General features: G+C 51.6%; 19 protein-coding genes. 14 read left to right on the forward strand and 5 right to left on the reverse strand.

All coding sequences use genetic code 11. The features are described from left to right. Positions 1–11: 11 nt before the first annotated feature. The 3 genes from fusA to rpsL form a co-directional block, all read right to left on the reverse strand. Complete coding sequence (gene fusA, locus ACO0LF_RS22550) at positions 12–2,117, reverse strand: elongation factor G (protein ID WP_423018074.1); 2,106 nt, start codon at positions 2,115–2,117, stop codon at positions 12–14. A 128-nt stretch (positions 2,118–2,245) separates the two neighbouring features. Further along, positions 2,246–2,716: a 30S ribosomal protein S7 gene (gene rpsG / locus ACO0LF_RS22555; RefSeq protein ID WP_186957171.1), complete on the reverse strand. Its 471-nt coding sequence runs from the start codon at positions 2,714–2,716 to the stop codon at positions 2,246–2,248. Between the two features lie 145 nt (positions 2,717–2,861). Beyond that, positions 2,862–3,245, reverse strand: coding sequence for a 30S ribosomal protein S12 (rpsL, locus tag ACO0LF_RS22560; protein WP_110258019.1), 384 nt, complete (start codon positions 3,243–3,245; stop codon positions 2,862–2,864). A gap of 632 nt (positions 3,246–3,877) precedes the next feature. Between rpsL and ACO0LF_RS22565 the strand changes: the two genes are divergently transcribed. The 10 genes from ACO0LF_RS22565 (at position 3,878) to ACO0LF_RS22610 (ending at position 13,766) form a co-directional block, all read left to right on the forward strand. Beyond that, positions 3,878–5,701 (forward strand): phosphoethanolamine transferase, encoded by a 1,824-nt coding sequence (locus ACO0LF_RS22565; protein WP_423018076.1) that lies wholly within the window; start codon positions 3,878–3,880, stop codon positions 5,699–5,701. An 85-nt stretch (positions 5,702–5,786) separates the two neighbouring features. After that, on the forward strand, positions 5,787–6,911 hold the full coding sequence (locus ACO0LF_RS22570; RefSeq protein ID WP_423018078.1) for an MlaE family ABC transporter permease: 1,125 nt from the start codon (positions 5,787–5,789) through the stop codon (positions 6,909–6,911). Then, positions 6,911–7,702: an ABC transporter ATP-binding protein gene (locus ACO0LF_RS22575; protein WP_423018080.1), complete on the forward strand. Its 792-nt coding sequence runs from the start codon at positions 6,911–6,913 to the stop codon at positions 7,700–7,702. Before ACO0LF_RS22570 ends, ACO0LF_RS22575 begins: the two co-directional genes overlap by 1 nt. 3 nt (positions 7,703–7,705) lie before the next feature. After that, a complete protein-coding gene (locus ACO0LF_RS22580; protein ID WP_423018082.1) occupies positions 7,706–8,647 on the forward strand; it encodes an MlaD family protein in 942 nt (313 codons plus the stop codon). A 10-nt stretch (positions 8,648–8,657) separates the two neighbouring features. Then, positions 8,658–9,281, forward strand: coding sequence for an ABC-type transport auxiliary lipoprotein family protein (locus ACO0LF_RS22585; RefSeq protein ID WP_423018084.1), 624 nt, complete (start codon positions 8,658–8,660; stop codon positions 9,279–9,281). 28 nt (positions 9,282–9,309) lie between these two features. Then, entirely contained in the window at positions 9,310–10,506 is a 1,197-nt protein-coding gene (locus ACO0LF_RS22590; protein WP_423018086.1) for a VanZ family protein, read from the forward strand. Between the two features lie 92 nt (positions 10,507–10,598). Then, entirely contained in the window at positions 10,599–10,916 is a 318-nt protein-coding gene (locus ACO0LF_RS22595; RefSeq protein WP_423008187.1) for a (2Fe-2S) ferredoxin domain-containing protein, read from the forward strand. A 5-nt stretch (positions 10,917–10,921) separates the two neighbouring features. Further along, positions 10,922–11,560: an alpha/beta hydrolase gene (locus tag ACO0LF_RS22600; protein ID WP_423018088.1), complete on the forward strand. Its 639-nt coding sequence runs from the start codon at positions 10,922–10,924 to the stop codon at positions 11,558–11,560. Between the two features lie 100 nt (positions 11,561–11,660). Beyond that, positions 11,661–12,809: a D-alanyl-D-alanine carboxypeptidase family protein gene (locus ACO0LF_RS22605; RefSeq protein ID WP_423018090.1), complete on the forward strand. Its 1,149-nt coding sequence runs from the start codon at positions 11,661–11,663 to the stop codon at positions 12,807–12,809. Positions 12,810–12,917: 108 nt separating this feature from the next. Beyond that, on the forward strand, positions 12,918–13,766 hold the full coding sequence (locus ACO0LF_RS22610) for a D-amino acid aminotransferase (RefSeq protein WP_423018092.1): 849 nt from the start codon (positions 12,918–12,920) through the stop codon (positions 13,764–13,766). 148 nt (positions 13,767–13,914) lie between these two features. Here the strand turns inward: ACO0LF_RS22610 and ACO0LF_RS22615 are convergent, their stop codons facing one another. Next, the gene (locus tag ACO0LF_RS22615) at positions 13,915–14,583 is read right to left on the reverse strand and encodes an NADPH-dependent F420 reductase (protein WP_423018094.1); all 669 of its coding nucleotides are present in this window, start codon (positions 14,581–14,583) and stop codon (positions 13,915–13,917) included. A 104-nt stretch (positions 14,584–14,687) separates the two neighbouring features. On the opposite strand from ACO0LF_RS22615, the gene ACO0LF_RS22620 reads away from it, so the two are divergent. Together ACO0LF_RS22620 and ACO0LF_RS22625 are read left to right on the forward strand one after the other, a co-directional pair. Beyond that, positions 14,688–15,647: a LysR family transcriptional regulator gene (locus ACO0LF_RS22620; RefSeq protein ID WP_423018096.1), complete on the forward strand. Its 960-nt coding sequence runs from the start codon at positions 14,688–14,690 to the stop codon at positions 15,645–15,647. A gap of 97 nt (positions 15,648–15,744) precedes the next feature. Beyond that, positions 15,745–16,026: a DUF493 family protein gene (locus tag ACO0LF_RS22625; RefSeq protein WP_423018098.1), complete on the forward strand. Its 282-nt coding sequence runs from the start codon at positions 15,745–15,747 to the stop codon at positions 16,024–16,026. Between the two features lie 43 nt (positions 16,027–16,069). On the opposite strand, the gene gcvA is transcribed toward ACO0LF_RS22625, so the two are convergent. Further along, on the reverse strand, positions 16,070–17,029 hold the full coding sequence (gene gcvA, locus ACO0LF_RS22630; protein WP_423018100.1) for a transcriptional regulator GcvA: 960 nt from the start codon (positions 17,027–17,029) through the stop codon (positions 16,070–16,072). Between the two features lie 171 nt (positions 17,030–17,200). Between gcvA and ACO0LF_RS22635 the strand changes: the two genes are divergently transcribed. Continuing rightward, on the forward strand, positions 17,201–17,521 hold the full coding sequence (locus ACO0LF_RS22635) for a DUF2917 domain-containing protein (RefSeq protein ID WP_423018102.1): 321 nt from the start codon (positions 17,201–17,203) through the stop codon (positions 17,519–17,521). Positions 17,522–17,547: 26 nt separating this feature from the next. Beyond that, positions 17,548–18,111 carry a cysteine hydrolase family protein gene (locus ACO0LF_RS22640; RefSeq protein ID WP_423018104.1) on the forward strand — a complete coding sequence of 188 codons (564 nt, stop codon included), beginning with the start codon at positions 17,548–17,550 and terminating at the stop codon, positions 18,109–18,111. Positions 18,112–18,158 lie beyond the last annotated feature (47 nt).

Here is an 18,158-nt window from a genome sequence, read left to right on the forward strand (position 1 = left end):
TTGATTCTTTATTACTTAGCTTTGGATGTGACGATAGCGTCAATCACGTTCTTAGGTGCTTCAGAGTAGTGCTTGAATTCCATGGAATACGTTGCACGACCTTGTGTAGCAGAACGCAGGGATGTGGAATAACCAAACATCTCAGACAAAGGCACTTCAGCTTTGATGATCTTGCCACCGCCGCCAGCGATTTCGTCCATACCTTGAACCATACCACGACGTGAAGACAGATCACCCATGACTGTACCAGCGTAGTCCTCAGGTGTTTCTACTTCAACAGCCATCATAGGTTCCAGGATAACTGGGCTTGCTTTACGGCAGCCATCTTTGAACGCCATCGAACCCGCCATACGGAAGGCGTTTTCGTTGGAGTCAACGTCATGGTAGGAACCGAAGAACAATGTGACTTTAACGTCAACCACTGGGTAGCCAGCCAATACACCGGAAGTCAGTGTTTCGCGAACACCTTTTTCAACTGCAGGGATGTATTCGCGTGGAACTGTACCGCCTTTGATCGCGTCAACGAATTCAAAGCCTTTACCTGGTTCTTGCGGTTCGATCTTCAGAACAACGTGACCGTACTGACCACGACCACCGGATTGCTTAACGAATTTACCTTCGATTTCTTCGCAAGTTTTGCGGATAGTTTCGCGGTAAGCAACTTGTGGTTTACCAACTGTCGCTTCAACGTTGAATTCACGCTTCATACGGTCAACGATAATATCCAGATGCAACTCGCCCATACCGGCGATAATTGTTTGACCAGATTCTTCGTCAGTACGTACGCGGAAAGATGGATCTTCAGCGGCCAGACGGTTCAATGCCAGACCCATTTTTTCCTGGTCGGCTTTGGTTTTTGGTTCTACAGCCTGAGAAATAACTGGCTCTGGGAATATCATGCGTTCCAGAACAACGATCGCTTTTTCGTCACACAGAGTATCACCAGTCGTTGTGTCTTTCAGACCAACCACAGCAGCGATATCGCCCGCCATCATTTCTTTGATTTCTTCACGTTGGTTCGCGTGCATTTGAACCAGACGGCCGATACGTTCTTTTTTCTCTTTAACAGAGTTGTAAACGCTGTCGCCAGAATTCAAAGTACCGGAGTAGCAACGGATAAAGCACAATTGACCAACGAATGGATCAGTTGCGATTTTGAATGCCAGAGCAGAGAATTTCTCTGTATCTTCAGCTTTACGAACAACTGGTTCGTCATCTTCGTTCACACCAGGAACTGGTGGGATGTCCAATGGGGATGGCAGGTATTCAACAACCGCATCCAGCATCGCCTGTACGCCCTTGTTCTTAAATGCAGTACCGCACATCATAGGAACGATTTCGGAAGCGATAGTACGTTGACGCAAAGCAGCCTTGATTTCTTCTTCAGTCAAATCACCTTCTTCAAGGTATTTATTCATCAGCTCTTCACTGGCTTCAGCAGCTGCTTCAACCATGTTTTCACGCCATTTTTGCGCTTCAGCCAACAGACTTTCAGGGATATCACGGTATTCAAATTTCATACCTTGAGATGCTGCATCCCAAATGATCGCTTTCATCTTGACCAGATCGATAACACCTTCGAACAGGTCTTCAGCGCCGATAGGTACTTGCAGAGGAACTGGGTTGGCTTTCAAACGTGCACGCATTTGATCGTACACTTTGAAGAAGTTCGCGCCAGTACGGTCCATTTTGTTGACGAATGCCAAACGTGGGACTTTGTACTTGTTAGCCTGACGCCATACAGTTTCAGACTGAGGCTGAACACCACCTACCGCACAGTAAACCATGCAGGCGCCATCCAGAACACGCATGGAACGCTCAACTTCAATCGTGAAGTCAACGTGGCCTGGTGTATCGATGATGTTGATGTGATGTTCTGGGAAGTTGTTCGCCATGCCCTTCCAGAAGCATGTCGTCGCTGCAGAAGTAATGGTAATACCACGTTCCTGCTCTTGCTCCATCCAGTCCATGGTAGCCGCGCCATCATGCACTTCACCAATTTTGTGGTTTACACCTGTGTAAAACAGTACGCGTTCTGTCGTTGTTGTTTTACCGGCATCAATGTGAGCAGAAATACCGATATTGCGGTAGCGCTCAATGGGGGTCTTACGGGCCATAGCTAATCCTAAATCTTTTAATGGACAAAACCGAGCGCATTTTTTTACAAAAATCGCGCCCGGCCTGATTCAAAATACTTGCCAGAGCCGTTGCACTAAAGACATACAACAGCTCCTTACTCTTACTCTTAGAAACGGAAGTGAGAGAAGGCCTTGTTGGCTTCAGCCATACGATGGACTTCATCACGTTTCTTCATTGCGCCGCCGCGGCCTTCTGCGGCTTCGAGCAATTCACCACCCAAACGTTGTGGCATGGATTTTTCGCTACGCTTGTTAGCGGCTTCACGCAACCAACGCATAGACAAAGCCAGACGACGAACTGGGCGCACTTCTACAGGCACCTGGTAGTTCGCGCCACCAACACGGCGGGATTTAACCTCAACCAGTGGTTTGGCGTTGCTGATTGCCAGCGCAAACACTTCCAAAGGATCTTTACCAGATTTTTGCTGGATGTGATCGAATGCGCCGTAGATGATGCCTTCAGCAACAGATTTCTTGCCGGACAACATCAATACGTTTACAAATTTTGCTACTTCTACATTACCGAATTTTGGATCCGGCAGTACGTCCCGTTTCGGGACCTCACGACGACGTGGCATTTCAATTCCTTTCAATCTTCAGTTGAGCACAAAGCAACATTTTGCTCCACGCTCGCGACAGGCCATCATAACCGGTCACTTACTCGGCTTATTTCCAAACCGACACTGATCCGTAATAGTTTACGGAGATTAAATTACGAGATAATTACTTCTTAACTGCCTTAGCACGCTTAGCACCATATTTGGAGCGAGCTTGCTTACGGTCTTTAACGCCTTGAGTATCCAAAGCACCGCGAACCATATGGTAACGAACACCTGGCAAATCCTTTACACGACCACCGCGCAGCAATACCACGCTATGTTCTTGCAAGTTATGACCTTCACCGCCAATGTACGAAATAACTTCGAAACCATTAGTCAGGCGAACTTTGGCAACTTTACGCAAAGCCGAGTTAGGCTTTTTTGGAGTTGTCGTATAAACGCGGGTACAAACGCCACGTTTTTGCGGGCTGTTTTCCAGCGCCGGCGATTTGCTTTTAACACGTGCAGAAACACGTGGTTGGCGAATCAGTTGATTGATGGTTGGCATCGTTTTTAATCCAACAAAATACAACGTTAAACACAAACCCGGAAACGGTTGCCCGGGAACTTAAAATCATTTTTCAGCCTGAATCCTCAGACCAACCCGACTGAAGCGCCTGCCTTTGCCTGCTTTTTAAGCATTGCTTACCTGATAAAACCAGGCAAAGCAAGAATAGCAAATGCAAACCCAAAATCGAGAACTCGCAATTTTATGTCGCTTTAATCAAGCGTGTCAACGCTTTTTATTTCTACAATTCAAGCGCTTAGCGTATTTTGCGAGGGCGTGGGCGGCCTTTCAGAGTAGAGAATTTCGGCAAAAAATCAAGGTTTACCCTTGGTCACCAAGCCTTAAGGCGTGCATTGAAAAGCAAAATATACTTAAATCCCAAATTAGATCTACTCAGGTAAAGCAAATCATTTACTATTTACGCCCTTAAACGCCAGCTTGCTGCAAAACTGCGCCATTCCTATAACTATATATATGATAAGGGGCCAGGCTTTGCGCAGCTTAGCCACTAACCAAGTTGCAAGTACCCAAACATAATGCCCGCCCTGCTCCGCCCAGCCTCTTTGTATCTTTTAGGCAGTTACTTGCTGATTTCCAGTTTGCCGTTTTTTCCATTGCTGCAGGGGCAGCCCGTGGAAAAACCATTTCATTTGCTGGCGATGGAACTGGTGACCTGGCTGGGCTTTTGGGCCTTGCTACAAAGACCACGCTGGTTTCATTACCTGCTGCTGCCGGCTTTTTTTGCCGTGCCTATTGAGGTTTACCTGCGCCTGTATTTCGGCCAGGGCATCTCTACACATCACCTGGGCATCATGGTGGAAACCAGTCCCAAGGAAGCAATGGAATTCCTGGGCAACAAGGTCTGGCTACTCTTATTACTGGTGATCCTCGTGTCAGCCTGGTGGTGGAGCTTGCTGCGCATTGCCAAGGCCCATAGTCACTGGCATTGGACACATCGCTCACGCTGGCTGGTCTTGTTAGTGTTTGCGCTGGGTCTGGGTTGCTGGAATTATGGCGAGCAGATCGGCATTTCACCGGCCTCTGCCAGCGCAAGCAGTGATAGTGCAAGCTCGTCATCTACGGAGGAAGGAGATGATGAAGATGACGATGATGACGAGGATGACGAGGAAGAAGCCAGTGCTTCGACAGCCAGCTCGGTCAGCAGCAGTGCGAGTGCTTCAGCCGATACCCTGACTAGTTGGCAAACCAGCCTGAAAAAGCATCTGCCAGCTTTGCCGCACTGGGCCAGGATACCCTACGATGAAGAGATTTATATACGTACCTGGCCATTTGGCCTGGTCTTGCGTGCCAATGATTTCTGGATAGAGCGCGACTATCTGGCCAAATTATCAGAAAAAAGCCGGGCCTTCCGCTTCCAGGCACATCTGGATGGTAATCCGGCAACACCGCAAACCATCATCATGGTGATCGGTGAATCGTCACGCTTTGACCGCTGGAGTCTGAATGGCTATGAGCGGGATACCAATCCCCTGCTGAAGAAAGAAAGCAATCTGGTCAGCTTCAGTGATGTGGTGACTGCCGTCTCGGCCACTCGCTTATCCGTGCCCATCATCGTCTCGCGCAAACCGGCTGCGCAAAGCCTGAAAGCAGGTTTTTCTGAAAAATCATTTTTGACGGCCTTCAAGGAAGCAGGCTTCAAGACTTACTGGCTGTCGAATCAAATGAGCTTTGGTCAGTTTGATACGCCGACTTCGGTATTTGCCAAGGAAGCTGATGTCACCCAGTTCTTGAACCTCGGTGGCTTTACCAATAGTTCGAATCTTGACCAAGTCTTGCTGGAACCGATGGCCAATGCCATGCGCGACGCGGCACCGAAGAAACTCATCGTTTTGCATACCCTGGGCAATCACTGGAATTACAGCCACCGCCACCCGCAATCTTTTGATCAATGGAAACCCTCTTTGTATGGCATCGTTAATCCTGCGTATACCGATCTGAAAAACAAGCAGGCGCTGAACAATAGCTACGACAATTCCATTTTGTACACGGACTGGATGCTGTCGGAAGTCATACAAAAACTGAAAACCAGTTCGCAAATCACTTCGCTATTCTATATATCTGACCACGGCCAGACTTTGTATGACGGCACTTGCAACCTGGCTTTCCATGGTCACAATACCCAATATGAATTCCATGTCCCGGCTTTCATGTGGTATTCCGACGCTTATCAAGAACAGTTCCCGGACAAGATAGTGCAGTTGCGCCTGCACCAGAAAGCCAAACTATCAACAGAAAACGTCTTTCACAGCTTGCTGGACATGGCCAATATCCGCTACCCAGATGAAAAACTGGAGTGGAGCATACTCAGCAAACAGCTCAAAGCGCATACCCGTTATGTCGATAGTTATGGCTGGACAAATTATGACAACGCCACCTTGAAAGGGGATTGCCGCGAAATCATGGATAAAAAAACACCCCTGGTACAGGAAAAATAGGCGGCAGGTATCAAATAGCTATACCCGGTGAATGTGAGGCAGCTTGATTGCCGCAAATGCACTTTCTCACTTACACTTGCAAAATATGCCTCACGAGATCGCGCCCACCCTGCAATTCACGCACCAGCAACAGCCTACCGCCCTCGTCGCTGGTGCCTGGCTGGTGCATGTCCTGTCACATAAAAGCACTATGCACGAGATCAGTGCTCAATTACAACAGGCCGCCAGTCAACCAGGGCTGCACTGGGATTTGACACAAATCAGTAGCCTGGACCACATAGGCGCACAAATGCTGTGGCGCACCTGGGGCAAGCGCAGGCCTGCCCACATCAGCATGCTGCCAGCCCATGAGGGCTTGTTTGCCCGTCTGGAAGAAGTCAGCCAGATCGCCCTGCCATCACCGGCCAAACCGCGCCTGACGCGTACCATGCAATTGGGTGCACAAGTATTGGGCCTGTTCAATCACTTGCACAGTTTCACTGCCTTGCTGGGCCAGCTCATGCTGGACCTGGCACGCTTTGCACGCCATCCCATGAAAGCGCCATGGAAAGAATTGTCAGCCAATGTCTACCGCACTGGTGCGCAAGCGCTGGGCATCACGGCTCTGGTCGGCATATTGATAGGCGTGGTGTTGTCCTATTTGTCAGCGCAACAATTGCGCACTTTTGGTGGTGATTTATATATCGTCAATATCCTGGGGATGAGTATCATTCGTGAACTCGGGCCCATGCTGGCGGCGATCCTGGTGGCTGGGCGTTCTGGTTCTGCCATCACGGCGCAACTTGGTGTCATGCGGGTGACGGAAGAATTGGATGCCATGCGTGTCATGGGTATACCGCATGGTTATCGCCTCATCATGCCCAAGGTGCTGGCGCTGGCGCTGGCCATGCCCTTGCTGGTGATCTGGACTGATGTCATGGCGCTGGCTGGTGGCATGATCTCGGCCCAGGCCCTGCTCGGCATGTCGCCAGAATTTTTCATCTATAAATTACCGGAAGCCGTACCCCTGCTGAATTACTGGATAGGCCTGGCCAAGGGCGTCACCTTTGGTGTCCTGATCGCCCTGATTGCCTGTCACTATGGCTTGCGCATAGAACCGAATACCGAAAGCCTGGGTCGTGGCACCACCAATTCTGTCGTCGTTGCCATCACTATCGTCATCATTGCCGATGCCGTGTTTGCCATCATTTTCAGCAAGTCGGGATATTGATGGATAATGAATACATTATAGAAATCAAGGATTTGCGCACACAGTTTGGTCGTGCCGTAGTGCATGATCAACTAGAGTTGCAGGTCAGGCGTGGCGAAATCCTCTCCATCGTCGGTGGCTCGGGCTCGGGCAAGACTGTCCTGATGCGGCAAATGCTGGGACTGGAAACTCCGACACGTGGCAGCATCAAGGTCTTTGGCGAAGACTTGCATACTTCGCAGGATGGTCATCTGGATTATTTGCGCAAGCGATCCGGCATGCTGTTCCAGCATGGCGCCCTGTATTCTGCCATGAGCGTGTTTGATAATGTCGCCCAACCCATGCGCGAACTGGGTACACTGCCAGAAGAACTCATCACTGACCTGGTCTACCTGAAGCTGCATATGGTTGATATTGCCTTTGAACATGCGCGCAAGATGCCAGCCGACTTGTCGGGCGGCATGATCAAGCGCATCGCCCTGGCACGAGCACTGGCGCTGGACCCGGAGCTCTTATTCCTGGATGAGCCGACTGCAGGCCTGGACCCTGACCGTTCAGACAGTTTTGTTGAACTGATATTATCGCTACACCAGCAATTGCGCCTGACTGTCATCATGGTGACGCATGACCTCGATAGCCTGTTTGCATTATCCAACCGGATTGCCGTGCTGGCAGAAAAGCGGGTGGTGACGGTGGGCACGCCCCGGGAAGTCGTGGATTTCCAGCATCCATTTATCCGCAGTTTCTTTCTCGGTGGTCGCGGCCTGCGCGCCATGGAAGTGCTGCCCCCCAAAACGCATCAGGAAATATAAGTTATGGAAAACAGATCTCATGCGCTCATGGCAGGGTTTTTCACCATCGCCCTGTTAATACTGGCTACTGTGCTGGCCATCTGGCTGGGTCGCGACAAAATCAAACGCGTACCCTACGATGTCGTAACAGAGATGGCAGTATCCGGCCTGAACTTGCAGGCAGCGGTACGTTACAAGGGCATCAAAGTCGGCAATGTTACCGATATCGACTTTGATGACAAGAATCCAGGTCAAATCATCTTGCGCCTGGAAATCCTGCCCGATGCCCCGGTCACCAGTTCCACCTATGCCACACTGGGTTACCAGGGCGTGACGGGCATCGCCTTCGTGCAACTGGATGATGAAGGCACATCCAAGCAATTGCTGGTGGCAGATCATAATCCTGATGTGGTGCCACGCATACCCATGCGCCCCGGCATGATGCAAAACCTGGAAAAACGCGGCCAGGCCATCCTGGCACAAACTGAAGAACTGGCACGCAGGCTCAACACCATGCTGGACCCGGCCAACCAGAAATCACTGATGACTGCGGTAGAGAATTTTGGCCAGGCTTCTGCGGCCTGGAAAGCCTTGCCAGCAAAGTTTGAGCCTACCCTGGCGCGCTTGCCTGAACTGGCCGACCAGGCAAAACTGACGATGGCAGAAGTACGCACTCTGTCTGCCAATGCCAGCAAGCTCAGTAATAATCTGAATCAATTGACAAGCAACCTGCAAGCTGATGATGGCCCGCTGGCACGCTTCAATCTGGTGATGGACAATGTAGGCAATAGCCTGACCCTGGATACCCTGCCCAAAATACAAACGATGACGGGCGAAGCCAAGGCCAGCCTGCGCTCTTTTGGCCGCTTGTCAGATTCACTGAAAGACAGGCCGCAAAGCATTTTGTTTGGCAACCCCTTGCCTGCACCTGGTCCGGGTGAACCTGGCTTTGTCGCCCCCAAGTAAAGGAATTCGCATGATATATCCCGCATTGATAGCTCGCCTCAGCAATGTCGGCGCAGTCTTTTTACTCATGCTGCTGTCGGCCTGTAGCAGCGCGCCAGTGGCACAGCAAGCCCAGCAATATGATTTTGGCCCGCTTGCTACCAATACATCTGCGCCAGCAGGTACACGCAAGCTGCAAATCAGCATAGCCGAAATCAGCATCCCACCAGCGCTGGATAGCAATGCCATGTTGTACCGGCTGCAATATGATAATGTGCAACAACTGAAGGCGTATTCATTGCACCGCTGGAGCATGCCACCAGCACAATTGCTGCTGCAAAGATTGAAAGCTGGCCTGGTGGCACAAGGTGCCGATGTGCTGACGAATAGCGACGGCGCTGCCAATCTGCCATTATTGCGCCTGGAGCTTGATGAGTTTTCACAGATATTCAGCTCTGCCAGTCTAAGCAATGCACACATCAGCCTGCGTGCCTCCGTCATCAAGGACCGTAAATTGCTGGCTCAAAAAAGCTTCCAGCAGAAAATACCGGCAAGCACAGCTGATGCGCCGGGTGGTGCCAGGGCCATGCGGGAAGCTGCAGATGCCAGCATTATTGAAATACAAAACTGGATCATGAGCCTGCCGCTGAAATAAAGCTGATAAGCCAAGTAAAACATACTGTATGCAAGCCCCTGATAAGGAAACGCTCAGTCCTGAGCCGAACATAGAACCAGGCACTGAACCAGGCACTGAAGCGAGCGCAGAAACAAGCCCGCAGCTAAGTTCATTGCAGAGCTCCCCCTTTGCCAGGGTGAGTCTGGTCGCCTATCTGTTTTTGATACTGTATGCGAGCTGGTATCCGTTCACCGGCTGGCAAGCCAACAGCGTGGCTGCATTGCCGGAACTGATACAGCAATGGCCGCGCTACTGGGGTGGCTTTGATGCCTCCATCAATGTCGTAGGATATATCCCCTTTGGCATGCTCATCGTGTTTGCACTTTATCCACTGGTTACGCGCTGGTGGGCTGCCCTGCTGGCCAGCCTGAGCGGGGCAGTGATCTCGGCAACGGCTGAGATAGTACAAAACTTTTTGCCCAGCCGTGTTACCTCCCTGCTGGATTTCCTGACCAATACCTCGGGTGCGATACTGGGGGCTATACTGGGTGCCCTGCTGACTCCCCTGATACTGGAAAAAGGCCGCCTGCAATTATTGCGCAAGCAATGGACGCATAAAGAATCCAGCCGTGAAGTCCTGGTGCTGGGTCTATGGACCATGGCACAGATTTATCCACAAGCTTATTTGTTTGGCCTGGGGCAAATCTTCCCTGTGATTTCGCAAACCCTGAGTGAATTGATGGGCATGGATATCGACATCAGCGCTTTCCTGCTGCAGGGTTTTGAACCGAGCGCGGAAGAATACCTGCTCTCGGAAACCATCATCACAGCATGCAGTTGCACCGGTGCCTTGCTGATATGCCTGAGTCTGCTCAACCGCCATGCCCCTAAAACCATACTGTCAGTGCTATTGCTGGGAGCGGCACTGACCATCAAATCCCTGGCCAGCGCCCTGTTGTTCAAGCCGGAATATGCCTTCGCCTGGCTGACGCCGGGTGCGCGTGGCGGCATCCTGATCAGCATCATCATGCTATATGGCTTTTCTTTTGCCCCAGCTCAGGTACAAAAGCGCCTGGCCTTGTTGATGCTGACAATATCGCTGATCGTCATCAACCTGATTTCGGACAGTCCCTACTTTGCGGCCACCATGCAAACCTGGGTGCAGGGCAAGTTCCTGAACTTCAATGGCGCAGCGCAATTCCTGTCCTTGTTCTGGCCTTATCTGGCGATCTGGGCGCTATTACGCAAGCCGCGTCCGGTGTAAAGCAGACCCGGCGATCACAATTGCAGTATCATAGCGGGCAACAAGCGCCATCACCCACCCGGTGGCGGACTCAACCGCAGGCTGGATATCTTATGTCTGAAGAACTCTATTTTCAAAAACACGTCTTTTTTTGCCTGAACCAACGCGAAGATGGTCGCCCTTGCTGTGCTGACCGTGGCGCGCAAGCTGCCCAGGAACATGCCAAACGCCGTATCAAGCAACTGGACATGAATGGCCAGGGCAAGATCCGTATCAATAAAGCCGGCTGTCTTGACCGTTGCGAAGAAGGCCCGGTGCTGGTGGTTTACCCGCAAGGCACCTGGTATACCTTTGTCGATCAATCCGATATTGATGAAATCATTGATGTCGACCTGATAGGCGGCGGTGTCGTCGAACGTTTGCGGGTCTGATCACCATGAATGCGCAAACCGAACATTTTTCACTCCAGGGTGCGGCTGGCAATTTGCAATGCGCGCTGGACTTGCCCGATCCTGAAACACATGCTGCACCTATAGGCCTGGCCCTGGTAGCCCATCCACACCCGCTGTATGGCGGTAGTATGGATAATAAGGTAGCGCAAACCCTGGCGCGGGCATTCACGGCGCTGGGTTATGTCGCCGTACGCATGAACTTTCGCGGCGTTGACAAGTCCGAAGGCGTCTATGATGCCGGCATGGGTGAAACCGACGACATGGAAGTCTTGCTCAATAGCATGCGTGCGCGTTTCCCGGGTTTGCCACTGGCTTTGGCAGGCTTTTCTTTTGGCACTTTTGTACAAGCCCGTTTACAGCAACGCCTGCAGGAGAATGGCCAGCCAGCCGAGCGCCTGGCCCTGGTCGGTGCGGCTGCCGGTAAATGGGATATGCCCGCCATACCTGCCAACACCATCCTGATCCATGGTGAACTGGATGACACCATTCCGCTCAGCGCCGTGCTGGACTGGCTGCGCCCGCAAGATATACCTGTTACCGTGATACCCGGTGCCGACCATTTCTTCCATCGTCGCCTGCACCATATCAAACAACTCATCACCAGCATGTGGGATAAAGCCTGATGATGTGCATTGCCAGATCTGCCATACAAACACGGATCACGGATCGGCTCAACACCTGATTATTCATTTTTTGTCACCCTTGTTTTACTAGCAACCACCAATGAAAAAATTCCTTGCCTCAATTGCCATCTCGCTACTGTCAATGACAGCTGCCGTTGCGCAAACCCTGCCTGCGCCTACCATTGCCTCCAAATCCTGGCTCTTGCTCGACGCTACCAGTAACCAGGTGATCGCCGCCCAGGAACCTACCTTGAGTGTAGAACCTGCGTCGCTGACCAAGATCATGACTGCCTACCTGGTGTTTTCTGCCCTGAAGGACAAGAAACTCAACCTGGAACAAAGCATCAATGTCTCGGTTCGTGCCTGGAAAGTCGATGGCAGCAGTTCCAAGATGTTTATCGAACCGAACAAACCCGTCACCATCAATGAATTACTGTATGGCCTGATCGTACAATCCGGCAATGATGCCGCCGTTGCCCTGGCAGAAGCCGTGGCGGGTAGCGAAGAAGCCTTTGTCGTGCAAATGAACCGCGAAGCAGAGCTCATGGGCCTCAAAGCCACCCGCTTTGCCAATCCACATGGCTTGCCCAGCAAGGATAATTATTCAACTGCCCAGGACTTATCCAACCTGGCAGCACGCCTGATTATCGATCATCCTGATTTTTACAAAACTTATTACTCGACCAAGAGCTATACCTATAACAAGATCAGCCAGCCCAACCGCAACCGCCTGCTGTTGCTGGACCCTAGCGTAGACGGCATGAAAACTGGCCATACCACCAGTGGTGGTTATAGCCTGATTTCTTCTGCAAACCGTCCCAATGGCACGGGCCAGCGCCGCCTGATCTCGGTCGTCATCGGTGCCGAAAGTGACTCAGTACGCGCGCAGGAAAGCCTGAAATTGCTGAACTGGGGTTACCTGAACTTTGACACCCTGAAGCTGTACGACAAGGGCCAGTCTATCGCCACACCAGAAGTCTGGAAAGGTACACAAGCCCAGGTCAAGATAGGCTTTGACCGTGAACTGTATGTGACTTTGCCAAAAGGCGCTGCAGCCAAGTTGAAACCTTCACTGGAACGCAAAGACCCGCTGGTTGCTCCTATTGCCCTCAACAGCAAGGTGGGCACGATGAAGATGATGCTCGATGGTAAAGCCGTCGCAGAAGTCCCGGTGATTGCGCTGGAACAAGTCAACCAGGCCAGCATCTTTGGCCGCGCCTGGGATTCAGTGCGTTTGATGTTCAAATAAACCTGTAACTGCAATATTCAGGGCCATGCTTGTATGCTTTATTTGCATAAGCATGGCCCTGATTCTGTGTGAGAATAAGTTCTTCTATTCACCACTTGCACAGACATCATGAATGATCCCCTGGTATATCTGAATGGCGAAATGACGCCGCTGTCCGAAGCCAAAATCCCGGTGCTGGACCGTGGCTTTATTTTTGGTGACGGCATTTATGAAGTCATCCCTGTCTATCAACGCAAGATGTTCCGTGCCGACCAGCATCTGGCACGCCTGTTCCGCAGCCTGGCTTCCATAGGTATTACAAATCCGCATAGCAAGGAAGAATGGCTGGCACTGATCGCCCAAGTCATGGATGCCCATGAAGCCGATGACCAGATGGTCTACCTGCAAGTCACCCGTGGTGTTGCCAAGCGTGCCCATGCCTTCCCCAAGGATGAAGTCACGCCTACAGTCTTCATCATGACCAATCCCATTGTCTTGCCGACGGCGGCTGCACGTGAAAACGGCGTTGCCTGCGTTTCCATGGAAGACAAGCGCTGGCTGCGCTGCGAAATCAAATCCATCTCCTTGCTGGGCAATGTGCTGGCAGCCCAAAACGCTGCTGAAAACGGCGTGGTCGAAAGCATACAATTCCGTGACAGCTATCTGACTGAAGCATCAGCCTCGAATGTCTGGATAGTCAAGGACGGCGTCCTCATGGGCCCACCGAAAGACAACCTGATACTCGAAGGCATACGCTATGGCCTCATAGAAGAACTGTGCGCGGCTAACCAGATCAAGCTGGAAGCCCGCCGCATCACACGTGAAGAAGTCTTTGCGGCCGATGAAGTCATGCTCTCATCCGCGACCAAGGAAGTGCTGGCAGTGGTGAAGCTGGATGACACGGTGATAGGTGATGGCAAACCCGGCGCGGTTTATCATCAGTTGTATGCGGCGTATCAGGCAGCCAAGGCAGCTTAAACATACCGAACACTTATTACCACGTAGGTTGGGCTGCGGTTTACCAGCCCAACACTCGGCTTTTGATAACGTATACGTTTGCAGAGGCTGAGTGTTGGGCTGGTAAACCGTAGCCCAACCTACAACGTTGCCACCGATAGCAAACCTCCTACGCCTTCGCCTGCCCCAACAAACTAAACCCATGCGTCCAATGCTGACGCTGGAAGGCATAGCTTATCCATAACATCGCCAGCGGCTCAATCAAACGCGCTGCCGTGATGTCACCCATGTCGATCGCGCCGCGCCAGCCAAAATCACGCAGGATGGCCGACACTTCCTGTTTCGCTCCTGCATCATTACCAGCAATAAACATATCCGGCTGACCATCCGAAAATTTTGGCTGCACCATATGCGTAAAGACGATGGTATTGAAAGCCTTGACCACCCGCGCCTGTGGCAGCAGCCTTTGTACCAGCTCACCGGCAGAATCACTGAAGCCCACTGCCAGCCTGGGCGAACCTGTCGCAAAATCCAGTAGCGGATTGACAGCATCAATGACGGTTTTATCAGCAAAATTGGCAGGGCCAGCCAATGCCAGGCTTTCAGATAAGCCATCCCATGGCAAAGCCAGGAAAACCAGGTCGGCAGCCTTGGTCGCATCTGCATAGCTGCTGGCACTTGCGCTTGGTACTGCAGCCAGCGCCCCCTTGCTTTTATCGCTATCAGGGTTACGAGTACCAAAGATCACTTGATAACCCAGGCTGGCAAATCCTTTGGCGATGGCAACGCCGACGATACCATTACCCAGGACTGCGACTGTCTTTGTAGCTGTTTGCATTTTGTTTCTCCCATGTATGTGTTGATGGGAGTGATTGTGATCTCATTGATTAATGTTGATAAGACAGCTATTCTTATTTTCACTCACAACTCGAAGTTACGAATATGAAACTGGATGCCTCTCAACGCATACCTGCCATGATGTCTTTCATACAGGCAGCAGACCGTGGCAGTTTTGCAGCAGCCGCCAGGGCACTGCATATTTCAGCAGCAGCGGTCAGCAAGAATGTGGCTGGACTGGAGCAGATCCTGGGCGTGCGCCTCATGAACCGCAGCACCCGCTCACTGCAATTGACCCGCGAGGGCCAGACTTTCCTGGCCAACGCGCGCGCAGCAATTGATGCACTTGACCATGCAGTAGAAAGCGTCAGCCGCCAGCATGCAGAAGTTGTCGGCGAGGTCAGGATATCGACAGGCAATGCCTTTGGTCAGCATTACTTGCTGCCCTTGTTGCCAAAATTGCAGCAGCGCCACCCTGGCTTGCGGCTGGCGATTGACTTTGATGACCATCGCATAGACCTGGTGCGCGATGGTTATGACCTGGCCTTGCGTGGCGGCATGATAGAAGACTCCAGCATCGTCGCGCGCGCAGTCTGCCCTCTGTACACTATTCTGGCGGCTGCTCCTTCTTACCTGGAGCAGCACGGCGTGCCACAACAAATCAGCGACCTGGACCAGCACAAGCAAATCGCCGTGCGTTTTTTGAATGGCAAAATGACGACCTGGAACCTCAAGCTCAGGCAGGGTGAGATAAACCGCCCCTACCCGCGTGAGCCTGACCTGACGGTGTCAGCCCCTGAATCTGCAGTGCAGGCGGCTGTCATGGGCCTGGGCATTGCCCAGGTGGCAGTCCACCATTCATGGCGTTATTTGCGCGACAACAAGCTCAAGATTGTGCTGGGCACTTTTCATGAAGCAGGCAACAGACAGATGGTATTGCAATATCCACATCGCGCCCTGATTGCGCCCCGCGTCAAGGCGACCGTGGATTTTTTGCTGGAAGAGCTGGCACAGACTGAGGCTTTGCATGTGCCGCTGGCATCACTGACAAGCTTTTATGCCTGAAAACCAGGCCATGTCAAAGAGAGCGGGCGATGGTATTGGAATTCAGTCGCAAGACCCCATATACTGACATTAAGTTATTTTGAGATTTGGAAACATTATGGAAATGAGACCCATCCCCCCCGAAGAAAGTCTGATTGAATATCCTAGTGACTTTCCCATCAAGATCATGGGACCTATGCACGACGATTTCACCCAGACCATGGTAGAAGTCGTAACGTCGTTTGACCCGACGTTTCATGCTGGCAAGGTAGAAATGCGCCCGTCCAGCAAAGGTGCTTATATCTCGGTCACGGTGACCGTCCTGGCCACTAGCCGTGAGCAACTGGACAATCTGTATCGTGCACTGTCTTCTCACCCTATGGTGAAATTCGTATTGTGAGTCATACGCATTAACTTCAGCCGCGAACGCTCTGCCGTGCAGGTCATTTCGCGGCGGAAGCCGCTCCTGCAAAAGATGAGGGGCTGGTAGTCAATGCCCCCGCCATATCCATCTGCTTTTTTTCTACAGCGATTTCTGCCAGTAGCCACTCCCGGAAAGCCTTGACTTGCGGCTTTGCCAATGCACCTGGCGGATACACCAGGTAGTAGGCAACTTCACAAGGTATATCAATATTAAACAGGCGCTGCAACAAACCCGCCTTGATATCCGGCTGCACGATGATATGCCTGCCCAGCGCTATACCCTGACCATCCACCGCGGCACGTGCCAGCATGGATGAATCCTGGAATACCAGGCCACCGGTTGGTTCTTCATTGTCCAGACCCGCGGCGCGAAACCAGGGTTCCCAGGGTTCGCCATCACAGCGCAATAACAGCATGCTGGCCAGTTCTGCCGGTGTCTGCGGTAATTGCCCACCGTGATAATGCGGACTGGCGACCGGGTAATAATAGTCACCCATCAATAATTCACTGACCATGCCCGGATAATTACCCAGTCCAAAACGTATGCCTATATCGATAGACTCCATATTGTAATCAGTCAGGTGATTGCTGGACTGCAGGCTGACTTCCAGATCAGGATGATGTTCTATAAAACTCCCCAGGCGGGGCGACAACCAGCGTGCCGCAAACGAAGGTAGCGAAGTAATACCCAGGCGCTTTTGCTTATTGCGTTTTTTTAACAAATCGGCAGCGTCCCCCAAATCCATCAGGGCTTTTCTGATAGTCGCGGCAAACTGCTCGCCATCAGGCGTGATGCTGATACGTTTGCCATGGCGGGTGAACAGCGGCACACCCAATTCTTCTTCCAGCGCCCTGACCTGATGGCTGATCGCGCCGTGGGTCAGATGGATTTCTTGCGCCGCTCTGGAAAAATTCTGGTGACGTGCCGCTGCTTCAAAGGCACGCAGGGCAGCTAAATTGGGGAGTCGTCGAAAATCCATCTTGTATGAACTTATTGTGAATTAATTTAGCAAGGCATTCAAAAATTACTCGTTTTATTTTCTTGTGATGCAAGACTACAATGCTTCTATCGCAGTGCAACAAAGTGATTTTCACTCTCTATCCAGCAGAATGCATTGCCACTTTAGCAGTAAAATATCAGGAGTAAAGAAATGACAAATAATTTCGCAAACCCATCATACATGATTGCCGCCAGTGGCACCTTGTCTGGCACAGCCGACCACGCCCGCAAAATTGAAGTGGCATGTGGCCGCGTCTGGTTGACTATTGCTGGTCAGCTTGATGACTACTGGCTCAGCACTGGCGAATCCATGGTCATACCAGCCCATCAATTCGTCGTCATCGAAGCAGAAAACCAGGCCAGTGTCATTGAACTGTCTGCGGTATCCAGCGTGATCGACATCAAAGCGACTATGGCTGACACCAGTTACCTGCAAAAACTGACACGTAAATTGAGCCAGGCATTTGCCTGAATAACAAAAGCAGCACCGGGGCGAATATGGCACAAACTGCATTGATCTTGATTGACGTACAACAAGGCTTTGATCACCCCAAGTGGGGACAGCGTAATAATCCGGCGGCTGAGCAATACATGGCCACCCTGCTGCAACACTGGCGTGAGCAAGAGCTGCCTGTGATCCATGTACGTCATCAGTCGCAAGAGCCAGATTCGCCTTTGCGTGCCGGGCAAGAGGGTTTTGAATTCAAACCCCTGGCGCGCCCGTTGCCAGGCGAAGCGATTTTCACTAAAAAAGTGAACAGCGGCTTCATCGGCACCGAGCTGGAAGCCTGGTTGCAGGCCAAGAGTATCAAGCAGCTTGTTATTGCAGGCCTGACCACAGATCACTGCGTCTCAACCACCACACGCATGGCGGGCAACCTGGGATTTAGCGTAGAGCTGGTGGCCGATGCCTGTGCCACCTTTGATCGGCCTGGCGTTAATGGTGAACTAATCCCGGCTGAGGAAATTCACCGCATCCACCTCGCCAGCCTGCACAATGAATTTTGCATCGTCAAGAATACTGCCGATGTGATTGCTGCGCATAACAAGGCAGGTCTCTAAAATCCAACTGGTAAGTATGGGGAGTTCACTCCTATAATGTCCATTCC

The sequence above is a fragment of the Undibacterium sp. Di27W genome, from assembly GCF_049340345.1.
Lineage (GTDB): Bacteria > Pseudomonadota > Gammaproteobacteria > Burkholderiales > Burkholderiaceae_D > Undibacterium.

Bases quoted from the DNA above. Each gene is read 5' to 3' on its own strand.
- ACO0LF_RS22580 (WP_423018082.1), top strand. From the start codon at position 7,706: ATGGAAAACAGATCTCATGCGCTCATGGCAGGGTTTTTCACCATCGCC.
- ACO0LF_RS22585 (WP_423018084.1), top strand. From the start codon at position 8,658: ATGATATATCCCGCATTGATAGCTCGCCTCAGCAATGTCGGCGCAGTC.
- ACO0LF_RS22610 (WP_423018092.1), top strand. From the start codon at position 12,918: ATGAATGATCCCCTGGTATATCTGAATGGCGAAATGACGCCGCTGTCC.
- ACO0LF_RS22625 (WP_423018098.1), top strand. From the start codon at position 15,745: ATGGAAATGAGACCCATCCCCCCCGAAGAAAGTCTGATTGAATATCCT.
- ACO0LF_RS22575 (WP_423018080.1), top strand. From the start codon at position 6,911: ATGGATAATGAATACATTATAGAAATCAAGGATTTGCGCACACAGTTT.
- ACO0LF_RS22595 (WP_423008187.1), top strand. From the start codon at position 10,599: ATGTCTGAAGAACTCTATTTTCAAAAACACGTCTTTTTTTGCCTGAAC.
- ACO0LF_RS22590 (WP_423018086.1), top strand. From the start codon at position 9,310: ATGCAAGCCCCTGATAAGGAAACGCTCAGTCCTGAGCCGAACATAGAA.
- ACO0LF_RS22635 (WP_423018102.1), top strand. From the start codon at position 17,201: ATGACAAATAATTTCGCAAACCCATCATACATGATTGCCGCCAGTGGC.
- ACO0LF_RS22640 (WP_423018104.1), top strand. From the start codon at position 17,548: ATGGCACAAACTGCATTGATCTTGATTGACGTACAACAAGGCTTTGAT.
- ACO0LF_RS22600 (WP_423018088.1), top strand. From the start codon at position 10,922: ATGAATGCGCAAACCGAACATTTTTCACTCCAGGGTGCGGCTGGCAAT.
- rpsL (WP_110258019.1), bottom strand. From the start codon at position 3,245: ATGCCAACCATCAATCAACTGATTCGCCAACCACGTGTTTCTGCACGT.
- rpsG (WP_186957171.1), bottom strand. From the start codon at position 2,716: ATGCCACGTCGTCGTGAGGTCCCGAAACGGGACGTACTGCCGGATCCA.
- ACO0LF_RS22570 (WP_423018078.1), top strand. From the start codon at position 5,787: ATGCCTCACGAGATCGCGCCCACCCTGCAATTCACGCACCAGCAACAG.
- gcvA (WP_423018100.1), bottom strand. From the start codon at position 17,029: ATGGATTTTCGACGACTCCCCAATTTAGCTGCCCTGCGTGCCTTTGAA.
- fusA (WP_423018074.1), bottom strand. From the start codon at position 2,117: ATGGCCCGTAAGACCCCCATTGAGCGCTACCGCAATATCGGTATTTCT.
- ACO0LF_RS22615 (WP_423018094.1), bottom strand. From the start codon at position 14,583: ATGCAAACAGCTACAAAGACAGTCGCAGTCCTGGGTAATGGTATCGTC.
- ACO0LF_RS22620 (WP_423018096.1), top strand. From the start codon at position 14,688: ATGAAACTGGATGCCTCTCAACGCATACCTGCCATGATGTCTTTCATA.
- ACO0LF_RS22605 (WP_423018090.1), top strand. From the start codon at position 11,661: ATGAAAAAATTCCTTGCCTCAATTGCCATCTCGCTACTGTCAATGACA.